At 70.5% G+C, this 18,556-nt stretch carries 16 protein-coding genes and 2 pseudogenes; 6 read left to right on the top strand and 12 right to left on the bottom strand.

Features of this window, described 5'->3' with window-relative positions:
• Nucleotides 1-2 precede the first annotated feature (2 nt).
• Both ACFU5O_RS14175 and ACFU5O_RS14170 read right to left on the bottom strand, forming a co-directional pair.
• On the bottom strand, nucleotides 3-476 hold the full coding sequence (locus ACFU5O_RS14175; RefSeq protein ID WP_384239944.1) for an NUDIX domain-containing protein: 474 nt from the start codon (nucleotides 474-476) through the stop codon (nucleotides 3-5).
• A 63-nt stretch (nucleotides 477-539) separates the two neighbouring features.
• Nucleotides 540-1,304: a hypothetical protein gene (locus tag ACFU5O_RS14170; protein WP_384239942.1), complete on the bottom strand. Its 765-nt coding sequence runs from the start codon at nucleotides 1,302-1,304 to the stop codon at nucleotides 540-542.
• A 267-nt stretch (nucleotides 1,305-1,571) separates the two neighbouring features.
• Here ACFU5O_RS14170 and ACFU5O_RS14165 point away from each other — a divergent pair, with 267 nt between their 5' ends.
• The 3 genes from ACFU5O_RS14165 to ACFU5O_RS14155 all read left to right on the top strand — a co-directional run bounded on the left by ACFU5O_RS14165 (nucleotide 1,572) and on the right by ACFU5O_RS14155 (nucleotide 4,354).
• Entirely contained in the window at nucleotides 1,572-2,975 is a 1,404-nt protein-coding gene (locus ACFU5O_RS14165) for an NADP-dependent succinic semialdehyde dehydrogenase (protein ID WP_384239940.1), read from the top strand.
• An 886-nt stretch (nucleotides 2,976-3,861) separates the two neighbouring features.
• The gene (locus tag ACFU5O_RS14160; RefSeq protein ID WP_384239939.1) at nucleotides 3,862-4,146 is read left to right on the top strand and encodes a hypothetical protein; all 285 of its coding nucleotides are present in this window, start codon (nucleotides 3,862-3,864) and stop codon (nucleotides 4,144-4,146) included.
• On the top strand, nucleotides 4,136-4,354 hold the full coding sequence (locus tag ACFU5O_RS14155; protein ID WP_384239937.1) for a hypothetical protein: 219 nt from the start codon (nucleotides 4,136-4,138) through the stop codon (nucleotides 4,352-4,354). Before ACFU5O_RS14160 ends, ACFU5O_RS14155 begins: the two co-directional genes overlap by 11 nt.
• Nucleotides 4,355-5,046: 692 nt before the next feature.
• Here ACFU5O_RS14155 and ACFU5O_RS14150 read toward each other — a convergent pair.
• Nucleotides 5,047-6,477: an FAD-dependent oxidoreductase gene (locus ACFU5O_RS14150; RefSeq protein WP_384239935.1), complete on the bottom strand. Its 1,431-nt coding sequence runs from the start codon at nucleotides 6,475-6,477 to the stop codon at nucleotides 5,047-5,049.
• Between the two features lie 244 nt (nucleotides 6,478-6,721).
• Nucleotides 6,722-7,258: a ricin-type beta-trefoil lectin domain protein gene (locus ACFU5O_RS14145; protein ID WP_384239933.1), complete on the bottom strand. Its 537-nt coding sequence runs from the start codon at nucleotides 7,256-7,258 to the stop codon at nucleotides 6,722-6,724.
• An 851-nt stretch (nucleotides 7,259-8,109) separates the two neighbouring features.
• On the opposite strand from ACFU5O_RS14145, the gene ACFU5O_RS14140 reads away from it, so the two are divergent.
• Nucleotides 8,110-9,624: a glutamate synthase subunit beta gene (locus ACFU5O_RS14140; protein ID WP_384239932.1), complete on the top strand. Its 1,515-nt coding sequence runs from the start codon at nucleotides 8,110-8,112 to the stop codon at nucleotides 9,622-9,624.
• A 27-nt stretch (nucleotides 9,625-9,651) separates the two neighbouring features.
• Here the strand turns inward: ACFU5O_RS14140 and ACFU5O_RS14135 are convergent, their stop codons facing one another.
• From ACFU5O_RS14135 to ACFU5O_RS14115, 5 genes and pseudogenes are all read right to left on the bottom strand, one after another.
• Nucleotides 9,652-10,470 (bottom strand): DUF427 domain-containing protein, encoded by an 819-nt coding sequence (locus tag ACFU5O_RS14135; RefSeq protein WP_384239930.1) that lies wholly within the window; start codon nucleotides 10,468-10,470, stop codon nucleotides 9,652-9,654.
• A gap of 136 nt (nucleotides 10,471-10,606) precedes the next feature.
• A complete protein-coding gene (locus tag ACFU5O_RS14130) occupies nucleotides 10,607-11,152 on the bottom strand; it encodes a PadR family transcriptional regulator (RefSeq protein WP_384239929.1) in 546 nt (181 codons plus the stop codon).
• A 31-nt stretch (nucleotides 11,153-11,183) separates the two neighbouring features.
• On the bottom strand, nucleotides 11,184-13,199 hold the full coding sequence (locus ACFU5O_RS14125; RefSeq protein WP_384240424.1) for an FAD-dependent oxidoreductase: 2,016 nt from the start codon (nucleotides 13,197-13,199) through the stop codon (nucleotides 11,184-11,186).
• Between the two features lie 249 nt (nucleotides 13,200-13,448).
• Nucleotides 13,449-13,544, bottom strand: a pseudogene (locus ACFU5O_RS14120) (SDR family oxidoreductase); the annotation flags it as partial.
• A 711-nt stretch (nucleotides 13,545-14,255) separates the two neighbouring features.
• Nucleotides 14,256-15,002, bottom strand: coding sequence for an SDR family oxidoreductase (locus ACFU5O_RS14115; protein WP_384239927.1), 747 nt, complete (start codon nucleotides 15,000-15,002; stop codon nucleotides 14,256-14,258).
• Between the two features lie 177 nt (nucleotides 15,003-15,179).
• Between ACFU5O_RS14115 and ACFU5O_RS14110 the strand changes: the two are divergent.
• Together ACFU5O_RS14110 and ACFU5O_RS14105 are read left to right on the top strand one after the other, a co-directional pair.
• Nucleotides 15,180-15,386 (top strand): annotated as a pseudogene (locus tag ACFU5O_RS14110) (helix-turn-helix domain-containing protein); the annotation flags it as partial.
• A gap of 125 nt (nucleotides 15,387-15,511) precedes the next feature.
• Complete coding sequence (locus ACFU5O_RS14105; protein ID WP_384240422.1) at nucleotides 15,512-16,063, top strand: hypothetical protein; 552 nt, start codon at nucleotides 15,512-15,514, stop codon at nucleotides 16,061-16,063.
• Between the two features lie 272 nt (nucleotides 16,064-16,335).
• Here the strand turns inward: ACFU5O_RS14105 and dhaM are convergent, their stop codons facing one another.
• From dhaM to dhaK, 3 genes are read right to left on the bottom strand one after another with little or no spacing between them, the layout of a single operon-like run.
• Nucleotides 16,336-16,737 (bottom strand): dihydroxyacetone kinase phosphoryl donor subunit DhaM, encoded by a 402-nt coding sequence (dhaM, locus tag ACFU5O_RS14100; protein ID WP_384239926.1) that lies wholly within the window; start codon nucleotides 16,735-16,737, stop codon nucleotides 16,336-16,338.
• Nucleotides 16,734-17,348: a dihydroxyacetone kinase subunit DhaL gene (gene dhaL / locus ACFU5O_RS14095; RefSeq protein WP_384239924.1), complete on the bottom strand. Its 615-nt coding sequence runs from the start codon at nucleotides 17,346-17,348 to the stop codon at nucleotides 16,734-16,736. The genes dhaM and dhaL overlap by 4 nt, the downstream gene beginning before the upstream one ends.
• Before the next feature lie 27 nt (nucleotides 17,349-17,375).
• Entirely contained in the window at nucleotides 17,376-18,368 is a 993-nt protein-coding gene (gene dhaK / locus ACFU5O_RS14090; RefSeq protein WP_384239922.1) for a dihydroxyacetone kinase subunit DhaK, read from the bottom strand.
• Between the last annotated feature and the right edge of the window lie 188 nt (nucleotides 18,369-18,556).

Below are 18,556 nucleotides of genomic sequence, written 5' to 3'. Positions count from 1 at the left end.
GGTCAGCGGACGTCGCGTACGTGATGGCCGAGCCGGTCCAGAAAGATCCGCTGGCCCGGTACGAGCAGCGCCGCCGCCCGGTCCGGGGAGAACCAGCCGACCCGGTCGATCTCCGGGAACTCCCGCAGCTCGCCGGAGTGCGGCGGCCACTCCATCGTGAAGGTGCCGGGCGACACCCGGTCCGGGTCGAGGTCGCCCTCGACCGCCCAGATCGTGACGATCTTGCCGCCCGGTTGGCGGCTCTCGCCCAGCGGTACGCGCTCCCCGCCGGGGGCGGGCAGTCCGAGCTCCTCCTCGAACTCCCGTACCGCGGCGGCCTCGGGCTTCTCCTCCGGCCCGTACTCGCCCTTGGGGATCGACCAGGCGCCCGCGTCCCGGGCCGCCCAGAAGGGGCCGCCCATGTGCCCGATGAGCACCTCGACGCTCCGGCCCGCGGGCCGGAAGAGAAGCAGACCGGCGCTTCGCTTGTCCGGCATGCCGCCGAGTCTGCTGCCCGCGTCACACCACCGCCACCGGTGGGGCGCGAAACGGGGCCGGGGCTACGGCTCGGCCCGCAGATCCATCAGTGACGAAATGTCCACGGACCGATCCGCCGGGGGAGTGGCTGACGGGACCGGCTTGTCGTAGTCCGAGAGAACGACGGTGGCCTTCTTCGATCCCGGCCCCGTCGCGTTCAGCCGCACCGGATAGGGCTTGCCCTCGGTGGCGACGTACATGGTCGCCGTGCGGCCCTCGTGCTTCCCGGTCACCGGGATGACATCGACGCCGTCGACCTTTGTCTTCCGGCCCTTGGTGAGCGGGACCTGCGCGCCCCGGGCATCGCTGACCGAGTCGAGGAACGCGTCGAGGTCGCACACCTCGGCCAAACCGCTGAGCATGGCGTCGTCGGTGGTGCCCCGCAGGTAGCGGCCCTTGACGATTTCCGCCGCCTCTTCGCCGGCCCCCGGCAGCTGGTTCTTCCAGAACGCCTCGTCCGGCTTCACCCACACCGTCTCGCCGCGCTTGATGATCTCGACGGACCCCTCGTCGCCCATGCTCACCGAGCCCGTGCAGTTCCCCTCTCGGTCCAGTCTGAGATCGAGCTCGCCCGACGGGGCGGCGCCGTCGAGGTCGCCCTTGGCCGTGATGTGCACCGACGTGGCACTCCGCACGGCCTCCTCGGCCCGCTCGGAGATCTGCCGGGCGCTCTGCGACTCGATGTCGTCGTCCGCGTGCGCCGCGCCGCCGACCGCGAGAGCCGCCGTGACGGCGACCGTCGCCGCGGCCGGCACCCGGGTGCCGACGCGGAAGCGATGTCCGTTCACACCGCTCGCCTCCCTGGCATGCGATCCGTGCCTTGACCAGCCTGTGTCGCCCTGACGAGCGTACGTCGCCGCGCTGAGGCTCGCCCGTCCGGGTGAACCGGCGACCGAAAGGTGACGCATCGAGCGTCCGGCGGACCCGTATCGCGGTCCCACTCCGGCGGATTCCCCGGACGCAGCCCCCCCCGGGCCGGACGGCCGGGCCGCCGCGTTGCGCCGCCGCCCGGGGCGCGGCAGGGTCGTAGATGCGAGTCCAAGGAGGACACAGCCATGCCCATCGCCACGGTGAATCCCGCGACCGGCGAGACGCTCAAGACCTTCGAAGCACTCGGGCCCGAGGCGATCGAGCGCCGCGTGGCCGCCGCCCACGAGGCGTTCCGGCACTACCGCACCACCGGATTCGGTGAGCGCGCGCGGCTCCTCAAGGAAGCCGCCGGACTCCTGGAGGAGGACCAGGAGGACATCGCACGGACCATGACGACCGAGATGGGAAAGCCGATCACGGGCGCCAGGGCCGAGGCGGCCAAGTGTGTGAAGGCGATGCGCTGGTTCGCCGAGCGCGCCGAGGAACTCCTGGCCGACGAACCCGTCCCGGACGCCGACGCGAAGGACTCGGGCGCCGCCCGTGCCTTCGTCCGCTACCGGCCGCTCGGAGTCGTCCTCGCCGTGATGCCGTGGAACTTCCCCCTCTGGCAGGTCGTACGGTTCGCCGCGCCCGCGCTGATGGCGGGCAACACCGGCCTGCTCAAGCACGCGTCGAACGTGCCGCAGACCGCCCTCTACCTGGGGGACCTCTTCCATCGGGCGGGCTTTCCCGAGGGCTGCTTCCAGACCTTGCTGATCGGCTCGGGCGCGGTCGAGGGAGTCCTGCGCGACCCGCGGGTCGCCGCCGCGACGCTCACCGGCAGCGAACCCGCCGGCCGCTCGGTCGCGTCCGCCGCCGGCGACGAGGTGAAGAAGACCGTACTGGAGCTCGGCGGCAGCGACCCGTACGTGGTCATGCCGTCCGCGGACGTCGACAGGGCCGCGAGGATCGCGGTCACCGCACGCGTCCAGAACAACGGCCAGTCCTGCATCGCGGCAAAGCGCTTCATCGTCCACGAGGACGTGTACGACACCTTCACCGAACGGTTCGCCGCACGGATGGAGGGACTGACGGTGGGGGATCCGCTGGACGAGTCCACCGACGTCGGCCCCCTCGCCAGTGAACAGGGCCGCACCGACCTGGAGGAGCTCGTCGACGAGGCCGTGCGCCTCGGCGCCCACCCGCTGTGCGGCGCGGGCCGGCCGAGCGACCGGCCTCATGGGTGGTACTACCTCCCGACCGTCCTCACCGGGATCACGCCCGAGATGCGGATCCACCGGGAGGAGACCTTCGGGCCGGTGGCCACCGTGTACCGGGTGGCGGACCTGGACGAGGCCGTGCGGGTCGCCAACGACACGCCCTTCGGCCTGAGTTCGAACGTGTGGACCCGTGACGAGAACGAAGTGACGCGCTTCGTACGCGATCTGGAGGCGGGCGGGGTGTTCGTCAACGGGATGACGGCATCGCATCCCGCCATGCCGTTCGGAGGCGTGAAGCGCTCCGGGTACGGGCGGGAGCTGGACGGGCACGGCATCAAGGAGTTCTGCAACATCACGACGGTCTGGCGCGGCACGGAACCGGAGCACTAGGTGTATTGACCTGGAGCGTTGTTGACACGGCTGATCGGTGGCCGGCCGCCGAGTGCGGTGTGGCTACGGTGGTGGTTGTAGGTGTGCAGGAAGAAGGCGTCCCTGGCGTCCGTCTTCCCGTCGCCCAAGCGACCTTTGTCGCGCGCATCAAATGAGTGGCCGATGGAGCCCACCAGTGGACTGAAGATGCCCAGCCACACCCCGCGTCCCTGGGTCTTCCGATCCTACGAGTGACCGGAATCAACCCACCGACAACGTAAGGAAGATGCCCGCGACGCGGAATCCGGCCAGGTGGATGGTCGCGGTCTTTTCGTAGCGGGCGGCGATACCACGCCACTGCTTGAGGCGGATGATGCACCACTCGACCGTGTTGCGCTGCTTGTACGCCTCGTGGTCGAAGGCGGGCGGCCGGCCGCCTCGCCGCAGACGGTGGGCCTGCTGGTCGGCCGGGACAGGGATGACCGTTCGGATTCCATGGGGCCCGCGCTCAATGGCTCGGCCGATGGGCTGATCACTGAGCGAGCCTCCCGCAGCCGCTCTGAGCGCACCGAATCATGTTATAGGGAGTTCCTCTGAGCTCCTATCAGTCGTCGGCCCTCGAATGACGAGTTCAGGCCTGTCAAGGAAAAGAAAGGCATTTCATGAGTCCCGAGAGGATGACCGGGTCCCGCCTTGGGCCACTCCCGCGAAGCAGAGTGCTCACCGGCGGTGCGATCGCGTCGATGGCCCTCGTGATGATGGGCTTCGCCAGCACCGCTCTGGCGTCCGCGCCCGTTGGTCCGCCGACAGGCGGGCCGACTTCGTCGTCGGAGGCCGATCGGTGCGGGGAGTACCTCAACCTCGATGACATTCCCTCCGCCCTGGCGGCCGAGGCCGGCGGAGACTGGTGCAAGGGAAGGACTGGACCGACCGGAGCGACCGGAGCGACAGGAGCGACCGGCGCTACCGGCGCGACTGGAGCGACCGGCGCGACTGGAGCGACTGGCGCTACCGGCGCGACTGGACCGACCGGACCGACTGGACCGACTGGACCGACTGGAGCCACCGGCGCGACTGGAGCGACTGGAGCGACCGGCGCGACTGGAGCGACTGGAGCCACCGGCGCGACTGGAGCCCCTGGTGCCAACGGGGTCTCCGGGTACGAAAGGGTCTCCAACACTGTGCCGTGTGAGAACGACAACCTCTGCCAGGTCACGGCGAACTGCCCGCCCGGGAAGGTCGTCACAGGCGGAGGCATCCGCAGCAACACCCTCGGCAACGGTCTCGTCCTCATGGATACTTTCCCAGCCAGCGACACCTCATGGCGGGCCAATCTGGAGAATGACACCGGGGTCACCATCATGATCACAGCCTGGGCGGTCTGCGCCAACGCCACCTGACGAATCCTGTCAGCGGGGTACGGTCGACCGTCGACCGGACTGGGCGGACGACGTGGCGGATCCGGTCACCGCGATGCACCGCGGTACCGGCCCGCCCCGGCCGCAAAGGCCCGCCGGCACCCGGGGCGGGCCGGAAGAAGGCATGAGGCCAGACGCCTGACTTCCGCGCCCGCTTCGCCCGACACGCCTTGCGGAGCTCCACCCATCGCTCCACCGGTATGCGGCAAGCGCGACCCGCGCCCACGGGTCAGGGCCCGCGAGCGGCTCACCGGTGGCGCCCGGAGGACGAGGAGGGCCTCGTCGACCGCTCCGGCCGGCCGGGCAGGGGCACCGCATTGCGCTCCACCGCGGCCCCCGGCAGGAGGACCGCAAGCCGTCCTCCTGCCGGACGCACTTGGCCGAGCCCGACGACGCGGCGTGGGCGCGCCTTTCCCGGCTTCGCCGGGCCGCCGGGCCTGCCCGAATGCCACGGGGGAGTGCTCGGGAGCACCTCCTGGGTGAAGCTCTCGGGCAGTCACGTGCCGGGCGGGACTCCGCGGGGACGCCCGGCGCTCGCGGCGTCAACTCCTCGGCCCCCGCGCGGGGTAACTCCCCGTTCTCACCGTCGGAGCGCGGCGGTTCGCCCCGCGCCGGGCGCGAGCAGGGGAAGCGGAGGTGGGGTTCCCCTCTGCCGTACCGTTGAGCCCCCGCCCTCAGCCGCCCGACTTCTCCCGTGTCATCGGGGGTTGTGCGGGCGTCGCGGCCACCTTGCCGAAGAGCACCGCCCGCGCCACCTTGGGCGCGAACAGCGAGGTGAGCGGGGAGGCGAGTGTGAGTACGGAGCGGAAGGCGGGGCCCACCACGGGGTCGGAGGGGTAGCGATCCTGCACGCGGCCCAGATACCAGCCGACGGGCCGGTCCACCGCGCGTGTGGCGAGGGCGTTCCCGGTCGCACCCGGCATGCCCTTGTCCGACCCCGCCGAGATGTCCCACGCCTGGCGTGACGCGTCGAAAAGTGCCTGCTGGACGCGGCGTGTCGTGGGCGTACGGCGTGGATCGGACAGCGCGTCGCGGAGCGCCACGGCGCTCATCGCGGCGACCGACATTCCCTGGCCGTAGACCGGGTTGAACGTGCACAGCGCGTCGCCGGTGGCCAGGAAGCCCGCTGGTCGGCGGCCCGGACGGTCGTACCGACGACGGATGTTCGCCGTCGCCCGGAAGCCGAACGGCGGCGTCTGCGGTTCCGCCTGGAGCAGCCACCGGTGGATGAAGGGATGGGGCAGACGGGCGGCGAAGGCGATGAACCCCTCCTCGTCGGTGGGCGGTTCCTGGCCGCGCGGGCCCGAGAAGGACGCCAGGTGGTGGCCGTCCTCCAGGGGCAGCACAACGCCGCCGTACACCTGTGAGGGGTTGGGGACGACGAAGTAGCCGAGCGAGTGGGTGCCCAGGTCCTCACCCTTGTCGCGGTAGACACGCGAGGCGTACGCGAGACCCGTGTCGATGGTCTCCTCGTCCGGGGCTTCGGCGCCGATGGCGCTCAGCCACTGCGCCGCGCGCGATCCGCGGCCCGAGGCGTCCACGACCAAGTCGGCCTCGAGGGTGCGTGGTTCCTCCCGGCCGGTCTCCGGCCTCTCGCCGCGCTCGCGCAGCCGCACGCCCCGAACGCGTACGGCGTCACCGGCCAGCCCTACGACTTCCGCCGAAGTGACAGTCTCGATCCTGGGGTTGGCGAGCACCCGCTCGCGCACCAGGTGCTCGATCTGGGCCCGGGAGCCGGTGTAGATGTGCGTCGTGGGCGCGGTGCGGATGAACCAGCTGCCCCGCTGCCACTGCACCATGTCCGACGGCATCCCCACCCGGGGTGCGCCCGCCGCCCTCAACTCGGCCATGAAGCCCGGCAACAGGGAGTCCAGGGCGAGCTGGCCGCCCTCGAGCAGTACATGGGCGTGCCGGCCGTGCGGAATGCCCGCACGGGATTGCCCGTCCCCCGGGAAGCGGTCGCGCTCCACCACTGTCACCCTGTCCGCGTGTTCCGCGAGCACATGTGCCGCGAGAAGCCCCGCGAGGCTGCCGCCGATGACGACGGCATGGCGTCCGTCCGCGCCCCGCTGCCAACTCCCCGTTCCCTGCCCCTGGTTCACCATGTCCGCACCTCGTGGTCAGCGAGTCGATCTAGGAGTGCTCAGTATCCATGGTGCGGGCTGGATGATCACGGGCGCCGAGCCGCAGATACTCGATGTGGTGGACGGCTTCGTCCAGGAGCTCCGTGACCCCTTAGCCGGTGGGAACGGCGGCCGCCGTTCCCACCGGCCAGCACTCAGATCACGCGCCCCATGCCCACATCAGCCACCCGAACACGGAATGGTCACGTGATCGAGCGGAAAGTTCCTATCCACCGGCAAAATCGAACGTGCTGGTGCGAAGGTTCCCCAGTTCCTGCGGTTCGGGATACGTCCTCACGAACCATGAGCCTGAACCAGGCCTGGAGGGAAACTCGAACCCGATGGCGAGATAGCGCTTCGTCTCCAAGTTCTTCACCTGGATGCCCCCGTTGCGCCCCACGAGCCTCCACTTCTGGTAGGTGCCACCGTTGCACTCCATGATGTACACGTCACCGGCCCTGTTGCTGTCGAGGCACTGACCCGTATTCGCCTTGCGGATCTCGGTGCCTCGCCGGTGCCACAGTTGGTTCCCGGTACCGGACGTGCACTGACGTGCCTCGACGATCCACGTGCCCGGGTTGGGCTGCAACCGTCCGGTGCTGTCCAGGCACAGGTGGTTTGTACCGTCGTGCGTCAGACGCAGCGTCTGGATCCAGGTGTTCCCGGCGGCGTTCGCGGTGGGCGCGAACAGCACCGTACTGAGGATCGCAGCGATTGTTGTTGCCAACGCTAACGGGAATATCCGCTTGGATGTCCGCTTCATTCCTTCTTCCTTTGCTCGTTCATTGTGCAGCGAGGTCGCTCTGGGATGAATGAGTCGAACTCAATGAGTGCAACTGACCCGACCGCGCTCGAATTGTTCCGGAGGGACTGCACGAGGTGGCCGAGTCGGAACTGGAAACCGCTGTTCGTGGTCACGCTCCTTGCCGTCTGTTGCATCGAATCGAGATCCCAGCAACGCCGAGCGCTGTCAGTTCATTCGGAGACGTTACTGGCCGAGTCGGCTCTATCGAAGATTGCTTGCCTTGCGGACTGCTTACGGAACTCTTACGGCTCGACGGCCCAGGGGCGGCGGCCGGACCATGTGGAGGAATGGATTCCCTTGCCGGCAATACATGGCGGATGCCGGGGCGGTGTCCTGGCAGTCCGGATGCCGCCGCCTGCACCGCCGCTACGAGTCCGCAAGGCCGGTGAGCCCTGGTGGAACCGCTGTCGACGAGCCGGCGGGACGACGACAAGGCTCGCCACGGACTGAACACCGTCTTAGGGCCCTGTCGCAGCCGGGTGAGGATCATCGCCTGGAGGGCGTGGCAGGCGCCCGGAGAGTGGCGGCGATGGCGCCGGCGCCGGCGCAGGCGGAGTCCGCGTCCGGACCGGCGGCCGGGGTGATCCGGCCGTCGGCTCCGTGCCCCATGGCGGACATCGTCACCGCGCGATTGAACAAATGATGACCGCGAGCGGCCAGGGCGGGGGCCCGGCACCTTCGGCCGCCACCCCCGGTCCGCTGCCCCGGACACCGGAGCCGGGCGCGTACCGGCCGATGAAAGCGGAACAAAGCAGGCGTACGCTGGTCAGAACGCCGTAATTTACGCATGTGAGCGACGGAGGCGGCGCATGACCGACCCCTGGGGCTTCCTCCGCACCCCCCGTCGGCCCGTCCCGGCGCGCCCCGTCGAGGAACGGCTGAGCGACTGGAACGAGGTCTACGCCGGGCAGGTCCTGCTGCCCCTCGTCTCCCAGCAGGCGGGGCGCTGCATGGACTGCGGCATACCGTTCTGTCACAGCTCCTGTCCGCTGGGGAATCTCATCCCCGAGTGGAACACGTACGCGAAGCACGGCGACTGGCGGGCCGCGGCCGAGCGGCTCCACGCCACGAACAACTTCCCCGAGTTCACCGGGCGGCTGTGCCCGGCGCCGTGCGAGGACGGCTGTGTGCTGACCATCAACGCCGACCCCGTGACGATCAAGAATGTCGAGCAGGCCATAGCCGACCAGGCCTGGGAACGGGGGTACGCGCCACCGCAACCGCCGCAGCGGCTCAGCGGGAAGACGGTCGCCGTCATCGGCTCCGGACCCGCGGGGCTGGCGGCGGCGCAACAGCTCACCCGTATCGGCCACACCGTCGCCGTCTACGAACGTGCCGACCGCATCGGCGGACTCCTGCGCTACGGCATCCCCGAGTTCAAGATGGAGAAGCGGTACCTGGACCGCCGCATCGATCAGATGCGGGCGGAGGGCACCAAGTTCCGCACGGGGGTGGACGTCGGCGGCGATCTCGACGCCGGCGAGCTCAGGAGACGGTACGACGCAGTGGTCGTCGCGGTCGGCGCCATGGAGCGGCGGGAGCTGCCCGTCGTCGGCCGCGAGCTGTGCGGCATCCACCAGGCCATGGACTATCTGACCCTGGCCAACCGGGTCAGGGAGGGCGACCTCCCCAGGTCCCCCGTCACCGCCGAGGGCAGGAACGTGGTGATCGTCGGTGGCGGGGACACCGGATCGGACTGCCTGGGCACCGTGCTGCGCCAGGGCGCCGTCCGCGTGGTGCAGCTGGACATCAACCCCGAGCCGGGCGATTCCCGGCCGCAGGCACAGCCCTGGCCGACGTACCCGAAGATCTACCGGATCTCCCACGCGCATGAGGAGGCCCGCGGGCGGGAGGGCACGGATCCCCGGCTGTTCTCCTCCGCCACCCTCCGCTTCGAGGGGGACGACGCCGGTCATGTCCGGGCCCTGCACCTGACGGAAGTGGAGCCCGAGGGCAGAAGGCCGCGGCCGGGCACCGAACGGGTCGTCCCGGCGGAGCTGGTTCTGCTCGCCCTCGGCTTCTCCGGTCCCGAGCGGCGCAGCGGCCTGATGGAACAGCTCGGTCTCACGCTGGACGAGCGGGGGAACTTCGCCCGTGACGCGGCCTTCGCGGCCCGCTCCGCCGCGGGGGAGCAGCCCGGGGGCACCGGCCTCGCCGGGCCGGACGGCGTGTTCGTCGCCGGCGACGCGGGACGCGGCCAGTCCCTGGTGGTGTGGGCCATTGCCGAGGGGCGGGCCGCCGCGGCGGCCACGGACCGCTATCTGACCGGCTCGACCGTGCTCCCGGCGCCCGTCGCCGCGACGGACCGCCCTCTGGTGGTGTGACGCCGGGGGCGCAACCGCGGCACGGCGCTATCGCTTCGGCTTGCTGAAGAAGCTGACGGGCCGTTGCTGCCGTTCTCCGTCGACGACGATGTCGACGGACTCGTTGTAGAAGGCCACCCGGTCCTTGATGATGCCCACGGCCGGCAGCGGATCAGGATAGCTCCAGGCGATGTCGGGCCGTACGTCGCCGCCGTCGGCCCATGACCAGTACTCGCTCGCCACGCCCTTGTACGGGCAGCGGGTTCGCGCATCGGTCGGGACGAACAGATCGAGGCGGACGTCCTCGCGCGGGAAGTAGTACCGGACGGGTAGATGCGTCTCGAACAGCAGCACGGGCGTATGCGTGTCCGCGACGACCGTGCCGTCGATCTCGACCTGGACGTGCCGGGTGCTGGGCAGCGCGTCCACCCGTTTGTGCGGATCGCGTGGATGCACGAAGATCTCCTCCTCCTCTTCGTACCAGTGGTCGAGCACCTCGTGCCCGAACCACTCGAAGCCGATGTAGCCGGCCAGCTCGTCGCCGGGCCAGCTCCAGGCCGCCGACCGGATGACCTCGTCTCCCAGCACGAGGTCGTAGAAGACCGTCGCTCCCGCGTGACGCCGGGTGGCGCGCCGCTCGGTCCTTCGCAGCAGATCCGTCCGGACGTCCTCTGCCGGGAACGCGTACAGCGGTACGGGGCGCCCGGGCTCCCAGACCAGCAGGGGCCGGTGGCTGTCGACGACCGTGACGTCGCCTTTCGTCCCGCGTACCCAGCGGTCACTGGGCTCCCAGATCACGCTGTCGGCCGGTTCCGGCTGACGGCGGACGAACGGCACCTCTCCCGGATTCCTGCTCGGTGTGGTCAAGGTTCTCTCCTCCTCGAGCGCTCCCGTTCCTCCATCTGCTCAGCATCCCGGCTCCGGGTGAACGCCGCACTCGGCGGCATCCCGGCGGCGGGCGGGAAGCCTCCAGGAGCGCAGAGGCAGGGCGCTGATCCCCGCCTCAGGAGTCGGCCGGAAGGCGGCCGAGCTCCTCCAGGGCATGCGTCAGCCACTCGATCCAGAACCGCTCCAGGTCGATCCCGCCCCGCAGTACGACATGCCGCAGCCGGTCCTCGACGGAATCCCGCTCCGGCGGGAAGTGCCGCTTCTCGATGTCCGTGTACTCCGCCAACTGCCGCTCGTGCAGGGCAAGATGGCGTCGCAGCTCGGCCTCCAGACCCTCCGTGCCCACCACGGCCGCAGCCCGCATCCGCAGCAGCAGGGCGTCCCGGACGGGCTTCGGGTCCTCGGTCCTGCCGACCCACGAGGTCAGCTCCTCGCGGCCCGCAGGGAGCACCTCGTACTCCTTCTTCCGGCCGCGTGTCGGCTGGGCGGAAGGCAGGGCACGGATGTACCCCGCCTCCTCCAGCTTCCCCAGCTCCCGGTAGATCTGCTGATGCGTGGCCTGCCAGAAGTAGCCGATCGATCGGTCGAAGCGACGGGTCAGTTCCAGCCCCGACGACGGCTTTTCGAGCAGAGCGGTGAGGATCGCGTGCGGGAGTGACATGACCGCATCCTAGGTACGGGCCCTGCGGCCCCTAGACCGCCGCCGCCAGGCGCGTGCCCTGGTCGATGGCCCGCTTGGCGTCGAGCTCGGCGGCGACATCGGCTCCGCCGATGAGGTGGACGGTGCGGCCCGCGGCCTTGAGCTCCTCGTACAGATCGCGCCTCGGTTCCTGCCCGGCGCACAGCACCACCGTGTCCACGGTGAGCGTCGTGGAAGTGCCGTCGACGGTGATGTGCAGGCCTTCGTCGTCGATCCGGTCGTACGTGGCGCCGGCGACCATGGTGACCCCGCGGTGCCTGAGTTCGGTGCGGTGGATCCAGCCGGTCGTCTTGCCGAGCCCCGCGCCGACCTTGGACGTCTTGCGCTGCAGAAGGTGCACCGTGCGCGGCGGCGCCGGCCGCTCGGGGGTGCGCAGCCCGCCCCGCTCCTCGTACCCGGTGTCCACACCCCACTGCCGGAAGTACGTCTCCGGGTCCAGGCTCGCGCCTTCGCCGCCGTCGGTCAGGAACTCCACCACGTCGAAGCCGATTCCGCCCGCGCCGACGACGGCCACGCGCTCGCCGACCTCGGCCCCGTCGCGCAGCACATCGAGATAGCTCACGACGCTCGGGTGGCCGACCCCCTCGATCTCGGGGGTGCGGGGGGTGACTCCGGTGGCGACCACGATCTCGTCGTATCCGGTGAGCAGTTCCGGCGTGACGAACGTCCCCAGTTTCACTTCCACGCCTCGGAGCCCGAGTTGCGTGCGGAAGTAGCGCAGTGTCTCCTCGAACTCCTCCTTGCCGGGCACCCGCTTGGCGATGTTGAGCTGCCCGCCGATCTCTTCGGCGGCGTCGAAGAGCGTCACCTCGTGTCCGCGCTCGGCCGCCGACACCGCGAAGGCGAGTCCCGCGGGTCCCGCGCCGACGACGGCGAGACGCTTGCGCAGCCGGGTGGGGGAGAGGACCAGTTCGGTCTCGTGACAGGCACGCGGATTGACCAGGCAGGACGTGATCTTGCCGCTGAACGTGTGGTCCAGGCAGGCCTGGTTGCAGCCGATGCAGGTGTTGATCGCCTCGGCGCGGTCCTCCCGGGCCTTCGTCACGAAGTCCGGGTCGGCCAGGAACGGCCGCGCCATCGACACCATGTCGGCGCGCCCCTCGGCGAGCAGCCGCTCGGCCACCTCCGGCGTGTTGATCCGGTTGCTGGTGACGAGCGGTACCGAGACCGAGCCCATCAGCTTCTGCGTCACCCACGTGTACGCGCCGCGCGGCACGGAGGTCGCGATGGTCGGAATGCGGGCCTCGTGCCAGCCGATACCGGTGTTGATGATCGTCGCGCCGGCCGCCTCGATCTCCTTGGCGAGGGCCACGACCTCCTCCAGCGACGAACCGCCGGGGACCAGGTCGAGCATCGAGAGGCGGTAGATGATGATGAAGTCGTCGCCGACGCGCTCCCGTGTGCGGCGGACGATCTCGCGCGGGAAGCGGGTCCGGTTCGTGTACGAGCCTCCCCAGCGGTCGTCGCGCCGGTTGGTGGCGCTCGCGATGAACTCGTTGATCAGGTAGCCCTCGGAGCCCATGATCTCGACTCCGTCGTACCCCGCGGACTTGGCGAGTTCCGCCGCCCGTACGTAGTCCTCGACGGTCTGCTCGACCTCTTCGTCGCTGAGGGCGTGCGGCACGAAGGGGCTGATGGGGGCCTGTAGCGCGCTGGGTGCGACGAGCTCCTGGTGGTAGGCGTACCGGCCGAAGTGCAGGATCTGCATCGCGATCCGGCCGCCCGCCGCGTGCACCGCGTCGGTCACCACGCGGTGCTTGTCGGCCTCGGCCTCGGTGGTGAGCTTGGCTCCGCCGTCGTAGGGGCGTCCCTGCTCGTTCGGAGCGATACCGCCGGTGACGATCAGGCCGACGCCGCCGCGTGCCCGGGCCGCGTAGAAGGCGGCCATGCGCTCGAAGCCGTTCTCGGCCTCCTCGAGGCCGATGTGCATCGAGCCCATCAGCACCCGGTTGGGCAGCGTTGTGAACCCGAGGTCGAGCGGGCTCAGCAGGTGCGGGTACGGGGTCATCCGGCGCCTCCTCGCGCAGTGTCGTGGTCCCAGTTGTAGACGGTCGGAGGAGTGTTGTGCAACAAGTTGCATAAGAGGGATGACGTGAGCTGCGCTACGTCGGGCAGAGCGCGGACGCGGCGGGAGACGCCGTGCGGGCCCTGCCGCCTGCCGCGTCGCAGGAATCGCGTCGGGCCACGGCGGTCTCTTCTGCGCGCGCGATCCGTCCAAGGGGGTGGGCGGTGTCGAGCGACTTGCGCTGGTCCCGTCCAGGGCCGCGATCATCGGAGTGTCCACCGGGCCGGGGCACACGGCGTTGAGGCGGATGCCGTGGGGCGCGGCCTCGAGTGCCGAGCTCTTGGTCATGGTGAAGTGCCGAGCTCTTGGTCGTGGTGATCTCGGCGGCCTTGGTGGCCGCGTGACCGGAGTACCAGGGGACGCCGATCGGTCCGGCCCCGGGGGACATGTTCACGATCGCCCCCGGAACCCCGGGCCGTCATGTGCCGGAGTCCGTGTTTCATCGACAGGAAACACGCCGCACACATTGAGGGCGATCATGTGGTCGAGCATCTCGGTCGAGTAGTCGCGTGCGGCCGACGACCGTCACCAGGGCTCCTTCGGCGGCCAGGGCCAGGGCGGAGGCCCGCCCCATGCCGCTGCCGCCGCCGGTGACGAGCGCCGAGGTGCCTGCAAACTGCTGGGTCATGTGGTGATCTCTCCAGTAGGGGTGGGGTGTTGTCCCTCGGGGAGCGGTCGGTCAGGAGCGCTGACGCACGGCGTCACCCTCGGACGAGGGCCCGGCGGCCGGCGCCGTGGGGGGGGGGGGCCCCCCCCCGCCGGCCCGCGCGGGGCGGCGCCGCCCCGCCCCCCCCCCCCCAGCAACGCGGGGGGCCGGGCGCCGGGGGGGGCCCCCCCGCCCGGGGGTGCGGGGGGGGCCCGCCGCACGGCCACGGGAGCGAACCGTTCAGCCGGTGACCGGTGACCGGTGACCGGTGACCGGTGACCGGTGGTTCAGCGGTGACCGCGGCAGGTGCCGCGAAGGTCGGCGGCACGAGCAGACGGCCCTCCGGCACGACGTCAGACCTGCGCCGTGCCCTGGACGATGACCTCGTTGACGTTGACGCCGGCCGGCTGGGCGATGGCGTAGCCGATGGCCTGGGCGATGGCCGAAGCGTCGATACCGATCGCTTCGAGCGCCGCCCGCACCGCGTTCTGCTGCTCGGGGTTGCCTCCGGAGTGGGTGAGCTCGGTCTTGGTGAGGCCGGGGCTGACGACGGTGACGCGGACGTCGGTGGTCTCCTGGCGCAGGCCGTCGGACACGGCGCGTACGGCGAACTTCGTCGCGCAGTACACGACCCCGGTCGGGTCGACGCGGTGCGCGGCGGTGGAGGCGACGTTGACGATGTGCCCGGACCGGCGCTCGCGCATGGCGGGCAGGACCGCCGCGATGCCGTGCAGCACGCCGCGCAGGTTCACGTCGATCATCTGGTCCCATTCGTCGACGCGCAGCTCCTCCATGAGGCCCAGCGGCATCACACCGGCATTGTTGACCAGGACGTCGACGCGCCCGTGACGTTCGAGCGCGCCCGCGACGAAGGCGTTCACGCTGTCGCGATCGGTGACGTCCAGCTGCGCGGACTCGGCGCGGTGGCCGGCCTCGGTGAGCTCGGTGACCAGACGGTCCAGGCGGTCCACGCGACGGGCGCCGAGGACGACCTGGTGACCGGCGGCGGCGAGGTGGCGGGCGGTCGCCTCGCCGATGCCGCCGGACGCGCCGGTCACCAGGACGATCTTGCGGTCGGAGGACGGGACGGGGTGGTTCATGGCTGGGCTTCCTCAGATGTTCTGCCGGCCCTTGTGGCCGGGTGGCACATCCAGAGCACCAGCGGCCCGGAACACCAGGAAGAGCTCTCCTCGACCCGGGGCGTGGCCTACGGGGGGTACAGCGGTACCCCCTCACGGACAAGGGCGCGGCCGGCTCGCAGGGCTAGCCTGAAAAACATGAGCCAGCACGTGCCCGAGCCCGATGTCCGGGACTTCCTGCGGACACGCCGGGCCCGCATCACCCCCGAACAAGCCGGTCTGCCCCCGCACCCGGGCGTGCGCCGGGTGCCCGGTCTCAGGCGCGAGGAAGTCGCCCAGCTCGCTGGAGTGAGCGTGGACTACTACGTACGGCTGGAACGCGGACGTACGACGGGTGTCTCCGCTGCCGTCCTGGATGCCGTCGCTCGCGCGCTGCAACTGAACGACACCGAGCGTAACCATCTGTTCGCCCTGGCCAAGCCCACCCGGCAGCGCCCGCATACGAGAGCGACCCAACGTGCCCGCCCCGGCTGCTGCAGGCGCTGGAGAACATCGCCGACGTTCCGGCACTGCTTCTGGGCCACCGCCTCGACGTCCTGGCCGCCAATCACCTGGCCCGCGCCTTCTACCGTGATTTCGAGGGCCTGCCGGCCGACGAGTGGAACATGGCCCGCTACATGTTCCTCGACGCCGCGGCCCGCAAGCTCTACGTCGACTGGCCCGAGACCGCCCGCGAGAACGTGGGCATGCTGCACCTGTACGCGAGCCACCATCCGCGCGATCCCCGGCTCGCCCAGCTGGTCGGTGAACTGTCCGTAGGCGACCCGGACTTCCGACGATGGTGGGCGGACCACGACGTGTACCAGCCCAGGTACGGCTCCAAGCGCTACCACCACCCGCTCGTCGGGGACCTCACCCTCGGCTTCGAAGCCTTCACGCCCATGGGCGACCCCGAGCAGACGCTCGGCCTGTACACCGTCGAACCCGGATCACCGTCGGAGAACGCCCTGCGCATGCTCGCCGGCTGGACCGCCGACAACACGCACCTCCAGCCCGAAGAAGCCGCCGGGCACGAAAACTGACACGGCTCTGAACGCGCCTGCGGTCGGGTGTGTCCCGTCAGAAGCCGGACCGGCGCGATCCTGTACCGACCGCCGATCACGGCCGACGAAGGTGAGGGCCTGCAGGCGCAGGGATGGAGGGCCGACCCGGGACGGGCCCCCGGCCTCCCGGTCGAGGTCTCGCACGCCCTGGACGCGAACGGGGCGGAACCCCACCGGTTTCGCGTTCACCAAGGCGCTGCGACACCGGTGCTTCGACCGGGTACATCACCAGCCGCGCACCGATGTGCGGGTCACACCTTGCGATAGGTGTACGCCTCCGCGGCCGCCGCTGCCACGGCATCCAGATCGCCGCCCGCCGAGGCGGTGACCAGCGCGGCGACCGCCCCTTCGACGAAGGGAGCGTCCACCAGCTTGGTGTTCTGCGGTAGTTCGTCCTCCATGGCGAGCAGGGTCTTGACGGTGAGTACGGCACTGCCGAGGTCGGCAAGTACGGCGACCCCGTCGCCCCGGTCGACCTCCTCCGCGGCCCGCGTGATCAGGTCGGAGCTGGTGCCCAGGCCTCCGTCGGGCGTGCCCCCGGCGGCCGCGACCGGAGCGGTCTCGCCGCCGCCCGCGAGCCCCCGCGCGAGTTCGGCGACGGAGGCGGCGACCTCCGCGCTGTGGGAGACGAGGACGATCCCGACGGGACTCATGAAGCCTCCTCCACCCCGGCCCCGGCTTCGGCGAGGGCGGCCATCAGCAGCGCGGAGGACGTCGCGCCAGGGTCCTGGTGCCCGATGCTGCGCTCGCCGAGATAGCTCGCCCGGCCTTTGCGCGCCAGCATCGGCACCGTCGCGAGCGCACCCTGCTCGGCGGCCTCCCGGGCGGCGGAGAAGGACTCGCCCAGCGCCTCGACGGCGGGCTCCAGCGCGTCCAGCATCGTCTTGTCCCCGGCCTGCGCACCGCCGAGCTGCGCCACGGCAGTGACCCCCGCGCGCAGCGCCTCGGCGAGCTGCTGCTGCGACACCTCGGCGGCTTCGCCCAGCGCCTTGCCCGTACGCCGCAGGAGTGTCCCGTACAGCGGCCCCGACGCCCCGCCGACCGTCGAGATCAACTGCCGTCCCGACAGGACCAGTACGGCCCCGGGCGTGTCCGGGGCGTCCTTCTCCAGCACGGCCGTGACCGCGGCGAAACCGCGCTGCAGATTGGTGCCGTGGTCCGCGTCGCCGATGGGCGAGTCGAGTTCGGTGAGGTGCGCGGCCTCACGGTCCACGGCGACGGCACTTGCGTGCATCCACCTCAGGAAGAACCCGGTGTCCAGCACGCGTCCTCCTTCCGACTGCTCCATGGATCAGCGCCCCCACCGAAGCGCCGGGGTCTGTACGGGCGCGTCCCACAGTCGCAGCAGCTCCTCGTCCATCGCGCAGAGCGTCACCGAGCAGCCGGCCATGTCGAGCGAGGTCACGTAGTTCCCGACGAGCGTACGGGCGACCGGCACTCCTCGCTCCCCGAGCACCCGGTGGACCTCCGCGTTGAATCCGTACAGTTCCAGCAGCGGCGTCGCACCCATGCCGTTGACGAGAAGCAGGACCGGGCTGGACGGCTTGAGGTCCTCCAGCACCGCGTTGACGGCGAAGTCCGCGATCTCGCGGGACGTCATCATCGGCCGGCGCTCCCGGCCAGGCTCACCGTGGATACCGATGCCGAGCTCCAGCTCGCCGGGTGGGAGATCGAACGTCGGTGTCCCCTTCGCGGGCGTGGTCACCGCGCTCAGTGCCACACCGAAGCTCCGCGACCGCGAGTTCACCTCCCGGGCGATCGACTCGACCCGCTCCAGCGGCGCTCCCTCCTCGGCCGCCGCACCCGCGAGCTTCTCGACGAACAGGGTCGCCCCCGTCCCTCGCCGGCCCGCCGTGTACAGACTGTCCGTCACCGCCACGTCGTCGTTCACCAGAACCTTGGCGACCTGGACGCCCTCGTCCTCGGCCAACTCGGCCGCCATGTCGAAGTTCAGGACGTCGCCCGTGTAGTTCTTGACGATGAACAGCACACCGGCCCCGCTGTCGACCGCAGCCGCGGCTTTCGCCATCTGATCGGGCACCGGCGAGGTGAACACCTCCCCGGGACACGCCGCGGACAGCATCCCCGGCCCGACGAACCCGCCGTGCAGCGGCTCGTGCCCCGACCCGCCGCCGGACACCAGCCCGACCTTCCCGGCAACGGGCGCGTCGCCCCGTACCACGACCCGGTTCTCGACATCGACCGTCAGCTCGGGATGTGCGGCGGCCATCCCACGCAGGGCATCCGCGACGACTGTCTCGGGGACGTTGATGAGCATCCTCATGGGTTCCTCCTGATGAGACTGACAACAATCGCTGTGGACAGGGTCTTCGCAGGTCAGGAAGCGTGTCGTAGGTTATCGATCTTGATTTGTCCCCGGCGCCCCCTGCGGGGTGCGCAGGCACCGGTGCTCCTCCCAGTATCGAGGCAACCGTCTTCTCGGGCGCCCGCATGTGCCTGGTCGCTTCCGTC

Source organism: Streptomyces sp. NPDC057445, from assembly GCF_042802855.1.
Taxonomy (GTDB): domain Bacteria; phylum Actinomycetota; class Actinomycetes; order Streptomycetales; family Streptomycetaceae; genus Streptomyces.
The sequence above is the reverse complement of the archived record's forward strand: the minus strand, read 5'-3'. Positions and strand labels throughout refer to the sequence as shown.

Bases quoted from the DNA above. Each gene is read 5' to 3' on its own strand.
- ACFU5O_RS14175 (WP_384239944.1), bottom strand. From the start codon at position 476: ATGCCGGACAAGCGAAGCGCCGGTCTGCTTCTCTTCCGGCCCGCGGGC.
- ACFU5O_RS14165 (WP_384239940.1), top strand. From the start codon at position 1,572: ATGCCCATCGCCACGGTGAATCCCGCGACCGGCGAGACGCTCAAGACC.
- ACFU5O_RS14150 (WP_384239935.1), bottom strand. From the start codon at position 6,477: ATGGTGAACCAGGGGCAGGGAACGGGGAGTTGGCAGCGGGGCGCGGAC.
- ACFU5O_RS14145 (WP_384239933.1), bottom strand. From the start codon at position 7,258: ATGAAGCGGACATCCAAGCGGATATTCCCGTTAGCGTTGGCAACAACA.
- ACFU5O_RS14140 (WP_384239932.1), top strand. From the start codon at position 8,110: ATGACCGACCCCTGGGGCTTCCTCCGCACCCCCCGTCGGCCCGTCCCG.
- ACFU5O_RS14130 (WP_384239929.1), bottom strand. From the start codon at position 11,152: ATGTCACTCCCGCACGCGATCCTCACCGCTCTGCTCGAAAAGCCGTCG.
- ACFU5O_RS14125 (WP_384240424.1), bottom strand. From the start codon at position 13,199: ATGACCCCGTACCCGCACCTGCTGAGCCCGCTCGACCTCGGGTTCACA.
- ACFU5O_RS14115 (WP_384239927.1), bottom strand. From the start codon at position 15,002: ATGAACCACCCCGTCCCGTCCTCCGACCGCAAGATCGTCCTGGTGACC.
- dhaM (WP_384239926.1), bottom strand. From the start codon at position 16,737: ATGAGTCCCGTCGGGATCGTCCTCGTCTCCCACAGCGCGGAGGTCGCC.
- dhaK (WP_384239922.1), bottom strand. From the start codon at position 18,368: ATGAGGATGCTCATCAACGTCCCCGAGACAGTCGTCGCGGATGCCCTG.